At 56.5% G+C, this 18150-nt stretch carries 15 protein-coding genes; 6 read left to right on the forward strand and 9 right to left on the reverse strand.

Translation table 11 applies throughout. The features are described 5' to 3' along the window. Positions 1–96: 96 nt before the first annotated feature. From EYR88_RS11410 to ppk2, 4 genes are all read left to right on the forward strand, one after another. Positions 97–1065 (forward strand): quinone oxidoreductase, encoded by a 969-nt coding sequence (locus tag EYR88_RS11410; RefSeq protein WP_131089893.1) that lies wholly within the window; start codon positions 97–99, stop codon positions 1063–1065. A 251-nt stretch (positions 1066–1316) separates the two neighbouring features. Beyond that, positions 1317–5252, forward strand: a complete 3936-nt coding sequence (locus tag EYR88_RS11415) for a Pls/PosA family non-ribosomal peptide synthetase (RefSeq protein WP_131089894.1) — start codon at positions 1317–1319, stop codon at positions 5250–5252. Between the two features lie 14 nt (positions 5253–5266). Beyond that, positions 5267–6568 (forward strand): M1 family metallopeptidase, encoded by a 1302-nt coding sequence (locus EYR88_RS11420; RefSeq protein ID WP_131089895.1) that lies wholly within the window; start codon positions 5267–5269, stop codon positions 6566–6568. 66 nt (positions 6569–6634) lie between these two features. Next, a complete protein-coding gene (ppk2, locus tag EYR88_RS11425; RefSeq protein ID WP_131089896.1) occupies positions 6635–7531 on the forward strand; it encodes a polyphosphate kinase 2 in 897 nt (298 codons plus the stop codon). 8 nt (positions 7532–7539) lie between these two features. Here ppk2 and EYR88_RS11430 read toward each other — a convergent pair whose 3' ends face one another. Beyond that, positions 7540–8235, reverse strand: a complete 696-nt coding sequence (locus EYR88_RS11430; protein WP_131089897.1) for a 4'-phosphopantetheinyl transferase superfamily protein — start codon at positions 8233–8235, stop codon at positions 7540–7542. Then, positions 8235–9749: a DUF5129 domain-containing protein gene (locus tag EYR88_RS11435; RefSeq protein WP_131089898.1), complete on the reverse strand. Its 1515-nt coding sequence runs from the start codon at positions 9747–9749 to the stop codon at positions 8235–8237. The genes EYR88_RS11430 and EYR88_RS11435 overlap by 1 nt, the downstream gene beginning before the upstream one ends. Before the next feature lie 294 nt (positions 9750–10043). Here EYR88_RS11435 and EYR88_RS11440 point away from each other — a divergent pair, with 294 nt between their 5' ends. Both EYR88_RS11440 and EYR88_RS11445 read left to right on the forward strand, forming a co-directional pair. Then, positions 10044–10565 (forward strand): phosphoribosyltransferase, encoded by a 522-nt coding sequence (locus EYR88_RS11440; RefSeq protein ID WP_131089899.1) that lies wholly within the window; start codon positions 10044–10046, stop codon positions 10563–10565. Positions 10566–10680: 115 nt separating this feature from the next. Next, positions 10681–11136, forward strand: coding sequence for a GNAT family N-acetyltransferase (locus tag EYR88_RS11445; RefSeq protein ID WP_131089900.1), 456 nt, complete (start codon positions 10681–10683; stop codon positions 11134–11136). Positions 11137–11153: 17 nt separating this feature from the next. Here EYR88_RS11445 and EYR88_RS16065 read toward each other — a convergent pair whose 3' ends face one another. The 7 genes from EYR88_RS16065 to rplT form a co-directional block, all read right to left on the reverse strand. Beyond that, complete coding sequence (locus tag EYR88_RS16065) at positions 11154–11315, reverse strand: hypothetical protein (protein WP_165477351.1); 162 nt, start codon at positions 11313–11315, stop codon at positions 11154–11156. A 206-nt stretch (positions 11316–11521) separates the two neighbouring features. Further along, complete coding sequence (gene pheT / locus EYR88_RS11450; protein WP_131089901.1) at positions 11522–14062, reverse strand: phenylalanine--tRNA ligase subunit beta; 2541 nt, start codon at positions 14060–14062, stop codon at positions 11522–11524. A 3-nt stretch (positions 14063–14065) separates the two neighbouring features. Continuing rightward, positions 14066–15145, reverse strand: coding sequence for a phenylalanine--tRNA ligase subunit alpha (locus tag EYR88_RS11455; RefSeq protein WP_131089902.1), 1080 nt, complete (start codon positions 15143–15145; stop codon positions 14066–14068). Positions 15146–15286: 141 nt separating this feature from the next. Then, positions 15287–15928 (reverse strand): DUF3153 domain-containing protein, encoded by a 642-nt coding sequence (locus EYR88_RS11460; protein ID WP_131089903.1) that lies wholly within the window; start codon positions 15926–15928, stop codon positions 15287–15289. Between the two features lie 75 nt (positions 15929–16003). After that, positions 16004–16450: an NUDIX domain-containing protein gene (locus EYR88_RS11465; protein ID WP_131089904.1), complete on the reverse strand. Its 447-nt coding sequence runs from the start codon at positions 16448–16450 to the stop codon at positions 16004–16006. Positions 16451–16452: 2 nt separating this feature from the next. Further along, positions 16453–17346, reverse strand: coding sequence for an RNA methyltransferase (locus EYR88_RS11470; protein WP_131089905.1), 894 nt, complete (start codon positions 17344–17346; stop codon positions 16453–16455). 110 nt (positions 17347–17456) lie between these two features. Further along, the gene (rplT, locus tag EYR88_RS11475) at positions 17457–18122 is read right to left on the reverse strand and encodes a 50S ribosomal protein L20 (RefSeq protein ID WP_131089906.1); all 666 of its coding nucleotides are present in this window, start codon (positions 18120–18122) and stop codon (positions 17457–17459) included. Positions 18123–18150 lie beyond the last annotated feature (28 nt).

Raw genomic sequence — 18150 nt, forward strand, 5'->3', positions numbered from 1 at the left:
AAGCTGTCCCCACCGTGAAGAGCAAAGTCCTAAACTGGCCGTAGAGACCCCGCCGGAATACCCCCGGGACACTGAGAATTTCAGGAGTAATGCAACATGGAGCAACAAGCCATTGCAGTTAACGAACCAACCGACGCCAACGGACTGAAGCTAACTCAAATCCCAGTTCCGTCCCCGGGTGCTGGCCAGCTCCTAGTCAAGATCGCGGCGACCGGCGTGAACTTCATCGAGACCTATCAACGCAGCGGCATCTACACCGTGGACTACCCATTTGTGCCCGGCTCAGAATTCTCTGGCGTAGTTGAGCAGATTGGTGAAGGCGTACAGAACTTCAAGATCGGCGATCGCGTAGCAACGGCCTCAGGAGAAGCGGGCTACTCGCAGTATGCATTGGTGGATGCCGCGCTTACCGGCAAGGTCCCGGACGCGGTGGATTTACATGTCGCTGCGGCCCTTCCCTTGCAGGGCATGACCGCTCACTATCTGGTCCACTCCAGCTACATGGTTCACAACGGCGACGTTATCCTCACCTATGCCGGCGCCGGTGGAGTAGGCCTGATCCTCACCCAGCTACTCAAACTCAAGGGTGCCACCGTTATCACCACCGCATCCACCCAGGAAAAGAAGGATCTGGCTAAGGCAGCCGGGGCAGACTACGTGGTCGATTACGACCAGGTGGCCCAAACCGTTGACAAAGTCACCGGCGGCAAGGGAGTTAACGCGGTCTATGACGGTATCGGCAAAGACACCTTTGATACGTCGCTGGCAGCCTTGCGCCGCCGTGGCACGCTAGTTCTCTTTGGTGGCGCCAGCGGTCAGGTCCCACCTTTTGATATACAGCGATTGAATGCCGGCGGTTCGTTGACCGTGACACGTCCAAAGCTTGTGGACTTCTTGACCTCGCAGCAGGAGATGCACTGGCGCTTCGGCGACATGGTTGGTTGGGTAGCCAGCGGAAAGATTGATGTGCGCATCGGTGCACAGTATCCGCTGACCGAGGCAGCCGCGGCGCATACTGCCTTGGAATCTCGATCCACCACTGGCAAAGTCATCCTGTTGCAATAAGTACCAGCGATAAGGCCTGAGAAGCAATAAAACCCATTGCTTCGAAGGCCTTTCGCGTCGCAGCAGTGAATCCTTTGAGAGATAGCCGACAGTTCAAGCAAGTCTGGGCTAAGGCGAGGTTCAAAGCGTATTAAATGAATACGGGACCAGCAGGTCCCACCCCTCCAGGATCCATTTCGTTTCCGGGACGCACTCCCCCAGCGACCCGACACAACTGACACATTTTTGTGAAAGCGATGGATCCGTTCAAAATGAACAACGATCAAACTCCTGTACCGGATCAAGAAATTTACACCCCACAATTTCCTTCCGGTGCATTAGCTCCGGCTGCCCGTACCCTCATAGACATTCTCCAGAACACCGCGCAGGCTCACCCCGACGCGGCGGCTATTGACGACGGCGAGCGCACCGAGAGTTACGCAGAGTTGCTCCTTGAGGTCAAGGCCAAGGCGCTGCGCCTCCACGAGCAAGGTTTGGGAGCTGGCGACCGCGTTGGCGTACGTGTTGAGTCCGGAACTCGTCACCTATATGAGTGGATCTTGGCGATTCTCTGGGTCGGCGCCGCCTACGTTCCGGTAGACGCCGATGACCCGGACGAACGTGCCAAAACGGTATTTACCGAAGCGCAAGTTGCCGGAATCGTTAAGGGTACGGACACCATCGTGGTGGATGCCGCCCGGCCAAAGCCATTTCCTGTTCCGCGTCTGCCAGATCTTCAAGACGACGCGTGGATCATCTTCACCTCAGGTTCCACTGGCAAGCCCAAGGGTGTTGCCGTTTCCCATCGATCAGCGGCCGCGTTTGTTGATGCTGAAGCCAAGATGTTTTTACCGGTTGATCCGCTAAACACCACAGACCGCGTGCTTGCTGGGCTATCCGTAGCTTTTGATGCATCCTGCGAAGAAATGTGGATTGCTTGGCGCAATGGCGCCTGCCTCGTCCCCGCCCCGCGCGCCCTCGTGCGCAGCGGCATGGACCTCGGGCCCTGGCTGATTTCTCGTTCCATCACCGCAGTGTCCACCGTTCCCACCTTGGCAGCACTATGGCCGGCCCAAGCCTTGGATTCGGTTCGCCTGCTGATTTTTGGTGGCGAAGCCTGTCCACCGGAACTAGCCGCACGACTGGCCACCGAAGGCCGCGAAGTGTGGAACACCTATGGACCTACCGAAGCAACCGTTGTCGCCTGCGGCGCCACCATGGACGGCAGCCTTCCGGTACGCATCGGCTTGCCGCTGGACGGATGGGATCTGGCAGTCGTTGACCCTGCGGGTATTCCGGTTGCCGAAGGCGAATCTGGTGAATTGATCATTGGCGGCGTGGGACTGGCCCGCTACCTTGATCCTGAAAAAGACGCAGAGAAATACGCACCGATGCCCACACTTGGCTGGAAGCGCGCCTATCGTTCCGGCGACATGGTCATCAATGATCCGCTGGGTTTGATCTTTATTGGTCGTGTTGACGATCAGGTGAAAATCGGTGGACGGCGCATTGAACTTGGTGAGATCGACGCAGTGCTGAACTCTCTGGTCGGAGTATCTTCGGCCGCTGTCGCGGTCCGTGAAACGGCTACCGGCAACAAGATCCTTGTCGGTTATTTGCAAGCATCCCAAGACTACGATCTGTCCGCTGCACGCACCGCCCTGTTAGAAGACCTGCCAGCACCAATGGTTCCGATCCTTGCGGTCATGGATAACCTGCCGATGAAGACCAGTGGCAAGGTAGACCGCAACGCATTGCCTTGGCCGCTACCGGGATCTGAAAACACCGAACAGTCCCAAGATCTTCCCCCGCTGGATGAAGTTGGCGAATTTATTGCCGAGGCATGGCAAGGGGCACTCGGTGCACCCGTATCCGGAATTGACGCTGACTTCTTTGCTTCCGGCGGAGGTTCGCTCTCTGCTGCCCAGCTGGTCTCGGCATTGCGCGTTCGCTACCCAGACCTGACGGTTGCCGAACTCTACGACTACCCGCGATTCGGCGCTCTTGTTGAGTATCTGGGCGGTCAACAGGTATCAAGTGAACCGGTGGAACCGCGCACGGTTCTTCGCACCAAGCGCCTGACCCAGTTGGCGCAAACCCTGGTCGCCTTCCCGCTGTTTATTCTCTCCGGACTGCGTTGGGTCACCTTCCTGTTGCTCGGACACCTAGTCCTCGTGGCCATGAACGTTTTTGAAGACCCCTTGCCAACCCCTTGGTACGTGATAGCCGGACTGTGGCTGGTGTTCGTGACTCCACTTGGCCGCATGAGCTTGTCAATCCTGGCCAATAAACTCTTGCTACGCGGACTGAAACCCGGAACTTATCCTCGTTCAGGATCCGTGCACCTGCGTCTTTGGTTGGCCCAGCATGTCGCTGATGTTGTTGACCCGATTTCCCTTTCCAGCGCACCATTACTGCCTTGGTACGCTCGGATGCTCGGCGCAAAAATTGACCGCACCGCGACAATCCATTCCTTGCCACCGGTCACCGGCATGCTCACCGTAGGCCCCGGCGCCACCATTGAACCGGAAGTTGACGTCAGTGGCTACTGGATCGACGGCGACAAACTGCATGTGGGCACCATCGAGGTGGGCGCCCATGCCTCCATTGGTGCACGCAGTACCCTGACTCCCGGCTCAGTCATCGGGGCGAACACCATTGTTGATGCGGGATCAGCCGTCTATGGAACGACCCGTGATAACTCCCGCTATGCCGGTTCCCCGGCAACCAGAGAGTCCAAGGCCAAACCAAAATGGCCCGAGCAGGAACCTGCCTATCGTAAATTGCCGCGACTACTCGGCGGGCTCGCTTCAGTCTTGCTCAACCTGACACAGTGGATCCCGATTCTTCTGGCACTGCTTGCGCTCACCCCAGTCTTGCGGCCAGCACCTTCGTTAGCTGAAATCGGCTGTCGCTTTATCCCTGCCGTTGTGGTGGCGGCCATTGTCTGGTTCTTGAGCAGCATGGTGCTCACCATCATCATCGTGCGCCTGCTATCCATCGGCCTGGTCGAAGGATGGCATCCGGTCACTTCCCGCGTGGGTTGGCAAGCATGGGCCACCGAACGCGTACTTGATACCGCTCGTGATCAGCTCTTCCCGCTGTATGCCTCACTATTCACCCCGATCTGGCTACGTTTGCTCGGCGCCAAGGTGGGTCGTGACGTCGAAATTTCCACTGTTCTGCTCATTCCCAAGATGACCACTATTTCCTCCGGCGCGTTCTTGGCCGACGACACCATGGTGGCCTCCTACGAACTAGGTGGCGGGTGGATGCATATCGCCCCGGTCCGCATTGGTAAAAAGGCGTTCCTGGGCAACTCAGGCATCTTGCATGCCGGTCGCAGAGTCCCCAAGCGTTCGTTGATCGCAGTATTGTCCGCTACCCCGAAGAAGATGAAGGCTGGCACTTCTTGGATCGGTTCGCCTCCACATAAGTTGCGCCGTACCACCGTGGAAGCCGAATCCGAGCGGACCTATCAGCCAGGGTTGAAGCTAAAGATCATGCGTTCCTTCTGGGAACTGACCCGTTCGCTGGCGGTCTTCACCACCGTAGCCATCGCCGGTGGAGTGCTGTGGGCGCTAGCTGCATTGATCACCTCCACCAACGTGTGGCTGAGCATCCTGCTCAGTGGCGCAGTACTCGTAGCTGCCGGAGCATTGGCAGCACTGATCGCAGTGGCGGCCAAATGGCTTGTAGTTGGCGCCATCCGCCCAAGTGAACACACACTGTGGAGCTCATTTATCTGGCGCACCGAAATGGTCGATTCCTTCACCGAACTTGTGTGCGCACAATGGTTTGCACGCTTGGCTTCAGGCACTCCGGCCTTGGTCTGGTTCCTACGCGCCCAAGGGGCCAAGATTGGGCACGGCGTCTGGTGCGAAAGCTACTGGCTGCCCGAAGCCGATCTCGTCACTCTGGAAGACCATTCAACGGTCAACCGTGGTTCGGTCCTACAGACTCACTTGTTCCACGACCGCATCATGTCCATCGACAAGGTCACCCTAGGTGCGGGAGCTACCCTGGGCCCGCATAGTGTCATCTTGCCAGCGGCCAAGATCTCCGAAGGTACAACCACCGGTCCAGCCAGTTTGGTTCTGCGCGGAGAGGTACTGCCTGCCAATACCTATTGGCGGGGCAACCCCGCAGTACGCTGGAACATCAAGCCAGTTGAACAACCAACGCAACCAGTCGCGCACGAAGCCTGAGGATACGTAGAGATATGCCCCATCGCATTTTGGATGAGTACACCAAACACTATGGCTCCGGAAGCTACACGGTAGAGCATTACGACGTGAACTTAGTGGTCAAACTTGCCAGTAATCACCTTGATGGCCGAGCCACCCTACGTATACGAGCGCTCGAAGACCTGAACGAAATTGAACTGAACCTCAACGGGCTAAAAATCGTCAAAGCCACATGCCAAGGTCGCAAGGTTTCTGTCAGCAAAAAGCACCACAGAGTAGTTGTTGCCACCCCAAGCCGGGTCAAAGCCGGGGATCAGATCGAACTTCAATTGCGCTACGGAGGTAACCCCAGCGTAGATAACGGACAGTGGGGCGAGGTCGGCTGGGAAGAGTTAACCGACGGTATTTTGGTGTCCGGACAACCAGTGGGCGCTTCAACTTGGTTCCCCTGCAATGACCACCCGAGTCACAAGTCTTCGTATCGTTTTGAGGTTTCTACCGACGCCGGCTACCGGGTTGTTGCCAACGGCGAGTTGATGGATCATCGCCGTTCGGCAAGCCGAAATACGTGGGTTTATGAGGCACGTGAACCAATGGCAACCTACTTGGCAACCTTGCAGATTGGCCGCTACGCAGAAATTTCCTTTGACCGTGGTGGACACCTGCTGGCTTACTCCGTACCGGGCAATGACCTCGCGGTGCGCGGAGCCTTTGCGAAGCAAGCTGACATGGCACAAATCTTTGAACTGAAGTTCGGCCCTTATCCCTTTGAACATTACAAGATTGTTGTTGTTGACGATGACCTTGAGATTCCGTTGGAAGCCCAAGGCATGAGCATTTTCGGCCGGAACCATTTGTCGTTGGAATGGGAAGACCAACGACTGATCGCTCACGAATTTGCCCATCAGTGGTTTGGCAATTCGCTGACCCCCGAGCGGTGGAAAGACATTTGGCTCAACGAAGGATTCGCTTGCTTCAGCGAGTGGGTCTATTCAGATCAGGCAAAGATCATGTCCCTCGAACAGCGTGCTCGCACGGCTTGGGAAATGCTCGATGGCCTCCCCCAAGATCTGCAGGTCGGTGATCCGGGCCCCGAAGACATGTTTGATGACCGCGTGTACAAGCGCGGTGCGCTCACGCTCTACGCTCTGTTGACGGCTCTTGGTGACAAGACTTTTTACGCCATGCTCCAGGACTGGACCAGCACATATCAGCATGCTTCTGTGAACACAGAGAAGTTTGCCAAACACGTAAAAAAGCATGCGACGAACGTCGACGTTGAAGGAATCTTGACTGCTTGGTTAACCGAACAAAGGTTGCCTGATTTCCCGGCATAGCCTCGCGCCATTCCAGTTCAGTACGAGTTCACTAACCGTTCATTCTGAAATTTTAGGCTGAGAAGTATGAGTGTAGAAGTCCCCCTGCTTGACGAAGCGTTCCGCGGTTTTTCGGTGCTTGACGACGATGATGACGACCCAGTGTTGTTGCGCGCCGACGGAACTGTCGTTGACACGTGGCGTGAAGATTACCCTTACAACGAGAAGCTTGACCGTGATACTTACGAAGTTGAAAAACGTGCCCTGCAAATTGAGCTGCTGAAGCTTCAAAAATGGGTTAAGGCCAACGGGCGTCGCATCATGATTGTTTTTGAAGGCCGTGACGCAGCGGGTAAGGGCGGCACGATCAAGCGTTTCACCGAGCATTTGAATCCGCGCGGTGCTCGTGTGGTGGCGCTGGAGAAACCCAGCGAACGTGAATCAACTCAGTGGTACTACCAGCGTTATGTGCAACATTTCCCCTCAGCCGGGGAAATCGTTCTCTTTGACCGATCTTGGTACAACAGGGCCGGAGTAGAGCGCGTGATGGGTTTCTGCACTCCGGAACAGGTAGATCACTTTCTTGAGCAGACTCCATCCTTTGAAAAGATGGTGGTCGACGAAGGCATCGATCTAGTGAAGTTCTGGTTCTCGGTCTCTTCTAGTGAACAGCTCACTCGCTTCACGATTCGCCGCATTGACCCAGTGCGCCAGTGGAAGCTCTCCCCCATGGATCTTGAATCTTTGGATAAATGGGAGAAGTACACGGAAGCAAAGAAAGAAATGTTCCTCAAGACTGATACCGATCATGCTCCGTGGACCGTGGTGAAGTCTAATGACAAAAAGCGAGCCCGACTCCAAGCGATGCGACACGTGCTTGATCTCTTTGACTACAAGGGAAAAGATCATGACCTGGTTGGTTCCCCTGACCCACACATCGTGGGACGCGCTGCCAATGTCATCACACACGGTGAAGAATTCTAGCTCCGCACCTAGCACACCGCCGCTAGCGGAACGGTAATGCAGGTCCCCAGCAGCCCTTGGCCGCTCGGGCCTTCTGCTATCCAGCGCCCATTCATCACCGTGAGATCATGCTCTGCGGCAACCGATCCTTTGGCCTGAATTTCAGCGTGGAAACTGTGGGCCTGCGCATCAAGGATAATCCGGCATTCCAAGAAATCCAGCCACTGCCTAGTCAGCGGGAACCATGCTTTGAAGACACTTTCCTTGGCACTGAAAATCAGCCGATCCCAGGCCGTTTCCGGATAGCGCGAATTTAGCTCGCCAACCATCCGTTGTTCTTCGGGAAGCAAAATGATGTCGAGGGTTTCGGCAGGCAGTGAAGCATGTAATTCGGCGTCGATGCCAAGACCGCGAATATCGTTGGTGGAGGCTACTGCGGCTGCCCGAAAGCCAACACAATGGGTCATGCTCCCCACAACGCCAGCGGGCCAAACCGGTGCCCGTTTTTCATCGGGAACCAAGGCAATACCCGCATGACCCAGTTGCCCCAACGCTCGGCGAGCGCAGACCCGGACGGTACGAAATTCATGCTGTCGTTCAGGCACCGCATTGGCGATATACCGTTCTTCTTCTCCATAGGATTCGGTATCCTCCAGCTCGGTACGGGACTGAACTACGTACACCGAAGACGGCAAGAGCGATGCGAAGATATCGTTGCCTTTCATTAGAAGTGGGAAGACCCACCCGAACCGGAGAAGCTTCCGCCACCAGAGTATCCGCCCGACACTCCCCCAGAGGAACTCGCTGCTTCACGCGAGGCAGTCACTGCACTGACGCCCGTGGAATATCCGTGGTTATAACTACCCACGCGCCAATACATCGTAGCGGGATTCAGCACGTCCAAGATGGTGCCCGAGCGACCCGAAAACGCGCCGGTTTCATATCGGGATTTCTTAAGCGCCGATTGCATATCGGCCTTCTCTTCTACGTTTTGTGCATACACTTCGATTTGCGCTTGAGCGAAGATATCCAACTTTTCGCTCAGCTCGGCACGCAAGGCAGATAATCCATCGAGCGCTTGATCCACGGTGATTGATTCTTGCGTCAGCTGTGCCGACAGCTCGTTGAGTTTGGTGATTGCTATTTCCCGGTAGGAAGTCAATGCGGCTGCACTGCCCTGCAGCTCTGGTTCGAGATCATGGACCAATCCCTTGATCTCCTCCAGGTCATCTTCCAGCGGCTTGATCTGTGCATGCCATGCGTCTTGCCAGGAGGCCGAACGAGTATAGAGCGCAGACGCAGCGATGATGGCGTCATCGGTCAGATCCAGGGACTGCGCTGACTCCCGGAACTCCTTAGTAAGGCGAACACCTTCGGCGCTGGAACGTTCCTTTTTGTTTGAACTTTCTAGCGACTGCTGGGCTTCGAAGCAGGCACGGTATTTGGTCATGAACTTGCTGAAACGCTGTTCCAGCTCGGAGGCGTGCGCTGAAGTGGACGGCAGTGTACGGGCCGCCAATTCGGTTTCTTCTAAGTCCATGGTGACGTTGGTCAGATGCACGGATCCTTGTTGCAGTTCTTCTGCAAAAGTTTCTCGTCGTGTGGACCGGGTATGCAGTGCAAAGCCACCCACGATGAGAGCGACAAATCCACCGACACCACTGGTGATCCATAAGGCCGGGTGCTGGTACCAGGGGCGATTCATGATCACGGATGCTTGGTCGGCGACAGCGATGACGCCGTCAGTCCAACGGGAAAGATTAAAGTCATCGTGGCCAGCTTCATGGATGCTCTCTATGGCGCTCTCGGAGACTTTACGGTCTTCGCCGAAGTACGTTCCGATCTGTCCATCTCCCGGTCCTTCGATGGACAGGGTGATGATCAATAGTCCGTCGGCCCAGTAGTCGCCGTAGTCTTCAGGCTTGTCAGATATCCATTCCGGATGTGATGACTTAGCGTAATCAAGAGTTTTGGTGTTGATGTCATCGGAGTATTCGCCGTTGCGGGCATAAATTGCAACGTCTGTTGGCTCGTTAAAATCGAGGTCTTCCAAGGCGTCGCGCAGCCGCTGCTTATTAAGTTTTCCCGTGGAGTCATCGATGGTGACCGATTCTAGGTTCTGCCCGGCTGCGACTTGCACTGAGTTGGCCGCTTGCGCGGCAGGCAGGACTCCGATCAGCCCCAAGGAGAGCACCGTTAAGGCACCGACTAGTGAAATGTTCCAAGTTCGTGGGCCCATGTCGCGTCTCCTTCATCGGGTTTCCGGGTTATCTCCGGTCGATGGCCTTTCCCCTATCCTAGCGAGTCAGAATGTGGCACCGATCATTCTTGAGGCTGCTTTTGGCGCATTAGGGTCACAACGTGTTCGTTCCAACCCCGGTTTCCCGAAAAGTGATGGATTCCTCAAGCAGGTCCATTGCATACCTATTCACGCCTAATCAGCGGATAAGAATCCTCCGGGCTTGGGAGGAAAAAGTGAACGATTGGTTTGAACCGTGCAACATTGCCCCGAATTCGGCGCTAATATTACAGAATGACTAGCATTGATGATTCAGGCGCATCCGTCCTTTCAGAGCCGGAACGCGAGATCCTTACTTGGGATACCTTCGGCGCAGCCTCCCGCGAACTTGCACAGACCGTTGTCGATAGTGGCTTTGAGCCAGACATCGTTTTGGCTGTTGCGCGTGGTGGCCTACTCTTGGCCGGATCGATCTCCTACGCGCTGGGTGTCAAGGCCTGCGGCGCCCTCAACGTCGAGTTCTACACCGGCATCGGCACCGTATTGCCAGAACCAGTAGTTCTGCCTCCAATGCTGGATGACGGCCACCTGCGTGACAAGAAGATCCTGATCGTTGATGACGTCTCGGATTCGGGCCGCACCCTGGAAAAGGTTGTCGAGTTGGTTTCCGCTTGGGGCGCAGAGGTCAAGACCGTTTGCCTCTACACCAAGCCACGCACCATCATGGTTCCAGACTACGAATGGCGCCGCACCGACAAGTGGATCACTTTCCCATGGTCGGATCTGCCACCGGTCACCGCTGGTGGAGCAAAGTAAATATTTTCTGACACTGCAGGGAACGATCTGATGGTCGTTCCCTGCAGTGTTTAATAAGCAACCATCTAATAAGCAACATTAGAATCCGCGAATGCAGATGTCCTAGGCTGAGCCTATGGATCCATCTATTGTGCTGACCGCTCTGACCGAAGCCGACGCAGATTTTATCGCGCAATTGGCTGCCGATAAGAGGATTACTGCCTACATCGGTGACGGTCAGCCATGGAGCGATCAATACACGGGGCAACGTATTGAGGATGCGATAAACAGTCCTGAAATCTCTTGGTTTGTCGCTCGAAGAGACGGTATTAGGGTCGGGTTGTTTACTGCCGTGCAGCGCGAGCAGGCAACCGAAATCGGTTATTGGATTGCCCCAGAATTTTGGGGTCAGGGATTGGCGAAAGCGATCGTAGCACTAGGTATCAAAGCGCTAAATGCGGTGGGCTTTAGCCAGCTGATGGCGCGCGTGATGCCGGAAAACAAAGCGTCGCTCAAGGTACTACAACGCCTTGGGTTCGTGGTCCAAGAAGACACTGCAGAGCTAATTACGATGCGACAAAGCGTCGTTTAGTCGCCGCCATCAAATAGTTAAGGCGCCATGGTTCCACTGGTTGGACGCAATGGATCAACAGGCTCGTCCGTTGGTTGGTAACTAGGTGTCGGTTCATCTTTGAGGTGTGCCCCGGCGCCGCGTTCGATGAAGACTACAACACCCCAGCCAGCAGCGATTAGTGCAGCAATGGCGAGCATTCCAAGAAATAAAATTAGAAGTACCGCACCACAAGAACGTAGACCCTTCACTGCCGGTCACTCCACCTTTGCATCTCGTAGCCCTTTAGAGCTTTCTCAAGATTAATTGTAGTCGCCACTTTCGGGCGCGGTTGCGCACAAGAATGCCCCGGTGCTTGCTCAGATAAAAAAATCGAAACAAACACCGGGGCATCGGCAAACCTGCGTTAGCGCTGAGTAGCACCAAACTTGTCTGCTGCCACTGCGACGGCGGCGGCCCGCGCCTCTGAAGCTTCATCAGCAGTCAGGGTGCGATCAGTAGCTCGGAAGCGAAGACCGAAAGCCAAAGACTTCTTGCCTTCTTCAATACCCTTGCCCTGGTAGACGTCGAAGAGTGCAACATCTTCAAGCAGCTCCCCTGCGCCTTCGCGCAGTGCAGCTAGTACGTCTCCGGCAACGACGTCCTGGTCAACGACCAAGGCGACGTCTTGAGTAGCCAGCGGCTGAGTGGAAAGCTGCGGCGCAACTACCACAGCAGGAGTTGCCTCCATCAGTGCTGCGGCGTTCAGTTCCATAGCCACGGTGCGTGCTGGCAGGTCCGAATCCTTGAGCAGCTGTGGGTGCAATTCACCTGCGTAACCAACAACCTCGCCGGCAACCTTCAAGGTTGCGGCACGGCCCGGGTGGAATGCTTGGTGATTTCCCTGAGCAACTTCGAGCTCTACGCCGAGGATTTCTGCCACGGTGTGGGCCGCGTCCAGTGCGTCAGCCCAATCCCACGCACGTGGCGCGAAGCCGGCCGCAGCCGAAGCCTCGTTACCGGTGAAGACTGCAGCCAAGTGCCATGGCTGGTTAGGTACACCATTGAACAATTCGGCCAGTACTTCATCACTAGGCTTGACGCCCAACGGTGGAAGTACCGAGGAACCGAGCTGCGCTCCTGGCAAGAACACCAGACCGCCCTCGTACAAGGCCAGATCGCGGAAGCCACGGCCAATGTTGCGGCGTGCGGTTTCCAGCAGTCCTGGTAGCAAGCTGGTGCGAAGGAATCGGAATTCCTTGGAGATCGGGTTAGCCAACGAGATGGCCTTGACCTCGGTCCCAGCCTGCGCAGCACCGAAGGTGTTGTTCTGCGACTCGGAGACAAACGGGTAGGACAGAATCTCGGTCAGTCCGGCGTCAGCCAAGCCCTGAAGCAGGCGACGACGCTGCGACTGTGCACGAGTCAAACCACGGCCCGGAGGCGCCACTGGCAAGGTTGCTGGAATCTTGTCGTAGCCAACTACTCGGGCTACTTCTTCAACCAGGTCTTCCTTGATGGCCAGGTCTGGGCGCCAGCTTGGAGCGGTGACCAAGAAGCCAGCACTGTTCTGCTCAACGCTTGCACCGATGCCCTCTAGGGCAGCAACGGTCTGCTCGTCGGTGTAGTCAACACCAATCAGTGCGCCGGCAAAACCAGCAGGCAACTGAATCTGCACGTCGGCTGGCTGCGCGCCAGCGTCGGTGATGTTGGTGGTTTCGGTACCGCCAGCTAGTTCCACCAACAAGTTGACCGCACGCTGTGCTGCAACCTGCATGATGTGTGGATCTACGCCGCGTTCAAAACGCTTGGATGCTTCGGAAGGTAGCTTGTGACGGCGACGTGAACGGCCGATGGATACCGCATCAAAGTGAGCGGCCTCGATCAGCACGCGGCTGGTGGTCCCCGAGACTTCGGTGGACGCTCCCCCCATAACACCGGCAATGCCTAGTGCTCCGGACTCGTCGGTGATCAGCAGGTCCTCGGTGGAGAGCTCGCGCTCCTTGTCGTCCAAGGTGGTTAGCTTCTCGCCAGCGTTGGCGCGGCGCACGGTGATACCACCGGTGAGCTTGTCAGCGTCGTAGAAGTGCAGTGGTGCACCGAGTTCAAGCATGACGTAGTTGGAGATGTCTACGGGTAGAGAAATCGAACGCATGCCAGCCAGCTGTAGGCGTGAAGCCATCCAGCGTGGGGTTGGCAAGCTCGGGTTAATGCCGGTGACTTCGCGGGTGACAAAACGGCTGCAGCCAGGAACGTTGTAGATCGGTGCAGCGTCAGCCAAAGTGACTTCGTGGCCCGCAGCGCTAGCTTCAGAAACAACCACGGTGGTGGTTGGATCGGTGAAGGAAGTGCCGGTGGCCAGTGCGTATTCGCGGGCTACGCCACGAATGGAGAAGCAGTAGCCACGGTCCGGGGTCACATTGATTTCAGCAGCCTGGTCATCAAGTCCGAAGAGCTCGAATGCGTCGGTGCCAACTTCTGGGTCAAGACCGTAGTTGGAAAGCACGATGATGCCGTCGTGGTCATCACCGATGCCCAGTTCGCGCGAGGAAGCGATCATGCCAGCCGAGGTGTGGCCGTAGGTCTTGCGTGGCGAAATCTTGAAGTCACCGGGCAGCACAGCGCCGGGAAGCGTGACAACTACCTTGTCGCCCTCCACAAAGTTGTGCGCACCGCAAACGATGCCCTGTACACCTGTTGGGTCGATGCCCTTACCGGTCAGGGTCTGCTCGGTACCTTCTGGGACCACGCGGACCTGGCACCAGTTGATGGTCTTGCCGTTGGAGGCAACTTCCTTTTCCAAGGAGAGCACCTGGCCAACCACGATCGGGCCCGAAAGCTCGTCGCTGGGACGGTGCACGTCTTCTTCTTCAAGGCCAACCTTTACCAGGTCCGCCATGATGTCTTCGGCCGATGCGTCGGCCGGTACCTGCGCATATTCGCGCAGCCAAGATAGTGGAATACGCATTACTTAGATCTCCATCCCGAAGTGCTGGCTGAAACGGATGTCGCCCTCGATCATGTCGTGCATGTCCGGGACATCGTTACGGAACATGAGCGTGCGCTCAATGCCCATGCCGAAGGCAAAGCCCGAGTACTCTTCAGGGTCAATGCCTGCAGCTCGCAATACGTTCGGGTTGATCATGCCGCAACCGCCCCATTCGATCCAGCGTGGCCCACCCTTGGCACCTGGGTGCCAGATGTCCAGCTCGGCCGATGGCTCGGTGAATGGGAAGTACGCTGGGCGCAGACGGATCTGGGCTTCTTCGCCAAACATCTGGCGAGCGAAGTGCTCCAAGGTGCCGCGCAAGTCGGCCATGGTCAGGCCCTTGTCCACGGCCAGACCTTCAAACTGGTGGAAGACCGGGGTGTGGGTGGCATCCAGCTCATCGGTGCGGAAGGTGCGTCCAGGGCACAATACGTACACTGGCACCTCACGCTGGAGCATGGAGCGAACCTGTACCGGTGAGGTGTGGGTACGCAACACCAGGTGTGCGTCGGCAGGCTCAATGAAGAAGGTATCCTGCATTTCGCGGGCCGGGTGATCCGGCTTGAAGTTCAGCGCGTCGAAGTTGAACCACTCGGATTCAACCTCGGGGCCTTCGGCGATTTCCCAGCCCATGCCAACAAAGATGTCGGACACACGGTCTTGGAGCACCGAGAGTGGGTGGCGTGCGCCAACCGAGCGGCGGCGCGGTGCGGCGGTAACGTCAACGGTCTCTTCAACGAGGATGCGCTCAGCTTCGGCTTCTTCGAGCACCACGGTGCGGGCCGCTAGGGCCTTGTTGACTCGTCCGCGAGCTGAACCTACCAGCTTGCCTGCGATTGCCTTTTCCGTCTTGTCCAGCTTGCCGATTTGGCGGTTGGCCAGTGACAGTGCGGACTTTTCGCCGGTGTGCGAAAGGCGGGCATCTTTGAGTTCGTTCAGGTCTCCAGCAGCTTCGATGGCAGCTAGAGCAGCCTCAACGGCCTGCTGAATTCCTGCTTCATCGGTTGGATGCGGAACATTTGACTCCCCGTCGGGAACTTGTCCAGTTGTCTGATCAGACATGGGATCGATCGATCCTTACTCTTATCTTGTACTTACGCGTAGAACACTTTGGTTCCATTCTATTGCCAAGGGCCCGTGATCGTTTCACCGATGACGGGCCCTTGGCGTGAAGCTTCTTACCTCGAAGCGTTTTTTGCTCGCTTAGTGCGACTCTTTGACACCCTTTGGTGCGAAGACCACCACGAAGATGAGGCTCAAGACCAGCAATGCGCCACCAAAGACCAGCGAGTACAGCAGGCTGTGATCAAATTTGCCGGTGGCCTGGTAGACCTCGGCGCCCTTGACCAGGTCAAAGGTGACGGCCTTGCCATGTACAACGCCTGGACCGTTAGAGGTCACTTCGCCGGGGAAATTTACTTCCAAGTTTGCTTCAGTGAAGTTTTGGTCAACGGTGGCTTTGTCCCCTGGCATGGAGAAGGTAACTTCTTTACCGTCGTCGGCTAGGCCGAACTGGAAGCCGAAGATTTTAAAGGCATCAGCCAACTGGGTGTAAGTCTTGGTGCCGTCGGTTTCGAAGCGCAGGCCCACGTTCTCGCCCTCTTCGACCTTGCTGTAGGTCCACTGACCTTCAATTTCTTTTTCCATGGCAGCGGTGTCCACGGTGGCAGCGAGCACTTCGTCCAGGCTCTGACCCTGAAGATTTTCCTTGTTTATGGTTACTTCAACAACGCCGGTGGTCTTGTCCTGACCAACAACGTTGATTTCTGCGTTCATGTTGACGCAACCGGACAGGGCTAGGACTGCGGTAAAGACCAGCGCGATAACGCTGAACACTTTCTTCACTGAAAAGGGCTCCTCAGAATTTTTTGGTAGTTTGTTGCAATGTCTCAATGGGCATTCATTCAAGCTTACGCGTCTTTAGCCAACGGGCCCTCGACGGGCCTGGGCTAGGCATGCCGTGACGATTGGGGCATCAGCAGGGATCCATGGGACCAGCTGCTGCATGCTCTGATCTAGGTCCAACCAGGCCAGCTGGTCGTGACCGTCCAGAGTCTGGGCATCACCTTCGATAATCTGAGCGAACCACATGCGCATGGCCGCCGAATCGTTCAGTTGCCAACCTTGGGCGTGCGGTCCGGGAATCAAAGCACCAAGCTGGATCTTTACGCCTAGCTCTTCGTGCAGTTCTCGGTGCACGGCTGCGATTTCGCTCTCCCCCGGTTCCACTTTGCCGCCAGGGAATTCCCATAGTCCGGCCAAAGATTCGGGGCGATTGCGCCTAGCAGCTAATAGTTTGGTTGGTGAGTGCAGGTCATCAACGATGGCTACGGCGACAATTTGCTTCAGGTTTTGTGCTCTATCCATGCTTAGTCCTGCTTGGCTGAATGCTGCGCACGAGCCGAGGCATACAAACAAACAGTGGCTGCGGTGCCAACGTTCAAGGATTCAGCGACTCCGTAGAGTGGCACAGCAATGCTGTGATCTGCTGCCTGCTTTTCGCCCTCGTCTAGGCCCTGACCTTCATTGCCAAAGAGCCATAGGGTTGGTGCTTCCAAAGCTGGCTCACCAGCTGCCGGGGCAGCGCCGGTGCCGTGTGCACGCAAGACGGCGGCGTCTTGCAAGGCATCCAGGTCTAGGGAACCATAACCGTCGGCTGCTAGCACTTGGCTTCCGGTAGTCTTAGCGGCTTCAACGAGGTGCTCAAATTCGATGTTGTTCAGCACCGGCAGGTGGAACAGTGAACCAACGGTGGATCGTACGGCTTTGGGGTTGTAGATATCTACGCTGCCCTTGGTCAGGATTACCGCGTCGGCTCCGGCTGCGTCTGCAGCACGAAGTACGGTTCCGGCGTTGCCTGGATCCTGCACGCGGCACAAAACTGCGATGAGTTTTGGTTTGGTGGCCAGCACTTCACTCAGTTGTGGTTGCGCGATGGCAGCAACGGCCAATATGCCCTGTGGGGTCTGGGTACCAGCCATGGCGTGCAGTACCTCGCCGGTGACAATCCGGGTAGGTACTTGGGCCTGATCAAGAAGCTGATCAAACTCCTCGTGGCTTTCGAGGAAACCGCCCACTACATAGACAGCCTGGACGAGATTATCGTCCTCAAGGTGGGCCTTAAGTGCTTCTCGCACCGCTTGGGGTCCTTCGACGAGGAACTCCCCGGTAGCTTCACGCCCCTTGCGGTTGGCCAGGCGGGCCACGGCCTTTACTTTCTCGGCGCGCGGATTGGTCATCACTTCAGCGGAAAAACTGCTCATATATCGAGAATACCGGTAGAAACACTAATGGGTGGGTTCCGCGTAAACGCGGTACCCACCCATCGGTGTGATCTGTCCTACCTGAGCCTTAGCTCAAAGGGAGAAAAGATTTACTTCATCTGCTGGCGGGATTCTCCACCAGCTGGTTCGAAGCCTGCAGCCTTAGCAGCTTCGATCGAGTTGAACCAGAACTCTGCTTCAGTCTGCTCGTACCAGGTCGAACCTGGAACGTGGTACTTGTTCGAGTCGGCATTGCCCTTGATTACGAAGCCTTCTGGAGCATCCTGGCCTTCAACAGCCTTGAATACGCCTTCGCCCTCGGTGGACTTTGCAGCAGCCTTTGGAGCCTTTGCAGCCTTAGGTGCCTTAGCAGCCTTTGGAGCAGCAACTTCAGCAGCACCGCGTGGAGCGTTGACGTCAGCTGGAAGAGCTTCCTTTGCAAGCTTTACCAAGGTAGCGAAAGCGTTCGAGTCCGAAACAGCCAGCTCTGCGAGCATACGACGGTCAACCTCGATCTCAGCAGCCTTCAGGCCCTGGATCAGACGGTTGTAGGTCATGCCGTTGGCGCGGGATGCAGCGTTGATGCGCTGGATCCACAGGCGACGGAAGTCACCCTTACGCTTACGACGGTCGTTGAAGCTGTAAACGAACGAGTGGAGCAACTGCTCCTTAGCCTTACGGTACAGGCGCGAACGCTGACCGCGGTAACCCTTTGCGCGTTCCAGAACGACGCGACGCTTCTTGTGGGCGTTTACTGCCCGCTTCACACGTGCCACGTGTGTACTCCTTCAAGTCGGTTCCCCA

Source organism: Arthrobacter sp. S41 (assembly GCF_004320535.1).
Classification (GTDB): domain Bacteria; phylum Actinomycetota; class Actinomycetes; order Actinomycetales; family Micrococcaceae; genus Glutamicibacter.

Bases quoted from the DNA above. Each gene is read 5' to 3' on its own strand.
- EYR88_RS11410 (WP_131089893.1), top strand. From the start codon at position 97: ATGGAGCAACAAGCCATTGCAGTTAACGAACCAACCGACGCCAACGGA.
- EYR88_RS11415 (WP_131089894.1), top strand. From the start codon at position 1,317: ATGAACAACGATCAAACTCCTGTACCGGATCAAGAAATTTACACCCCA.
- EYR88_RS11420 (WP_131089895.1), top strand. From the start codon at position 5,267: ATGCCCCATCGCATTTTGGATGAGTACACCAAACACTATGGCTCCGGA.
- ppk2 (WP_131089896.1), top strand. From the start codon at position 6,635: ATGAGTGTAGAAGTCCCCCTGCTTGACGAAGCGTTCCGCGGTTTTTCG.
- EYR88_RS11430 (WP_131089897.1), bottom strand. From the start codon at position 8,235: ATGAAAGGCAACGATATCTTCGCATCGCTCTTGCCGTCTTCGGTGTAC.
- EYR88_RS11435 (WP_131089898.1), bottom strand. From the start codon at position 9,749: ATGGGCCCACGAACTTGGAACATTTCACTAGTCGGTGCCTTAACGGTG.
- EYR88_RS11440 (WP_131089899.1), top strand. From the start codon at position 10,044: ATGACTAGCATTGATGATTCAGGCGCATCCGTCCTTTCAGAGCCGGAA.
- EYR88_RS11445 (WP_131089900.1), top strand. From the start codon at position 10,681: ATGGATCCATCTATTGTGCTGACCGCTCTGACCGAAGCCGACGCAGAT.
- EYR88_RS16065 (WP_165477351.1), bottom strand. From the start codon at position 11,315: ATGCTCGCCATTGCTGCACTAATCGCTGCTGGCTGGGGTGTTGTAGTC.
- pheT (WP_131089901.1), bottom strand. From the start codon at position 14,062: ATGCGTATTCCACTATCTTGGCTGCGCGAATATGCGCAGGTACCGGCC.
- EYR88_RS11455 (WP_131089902.1), bottom strand. From the start codon at position 15,145: ATGTCTGATCAGACAACTGGACAAGTTCCCGACGGGGAGTCAAATGTT.
- EYR88_RS11465 (WP_131089904.1), bottom strand. From the start codon at position 16,450: ATGGATAGAGCACAAAACCTGAAGCAAATTGTCGCCGTAGCCATCGTT.
- EYR88_RS11470 (WP_131089905.1), bottom strand. From the start codon at position 17,346: ATGAGCAGTTTTTCCGCTGAAGTGATGACCAATCCGCGCGCCGAGAAA.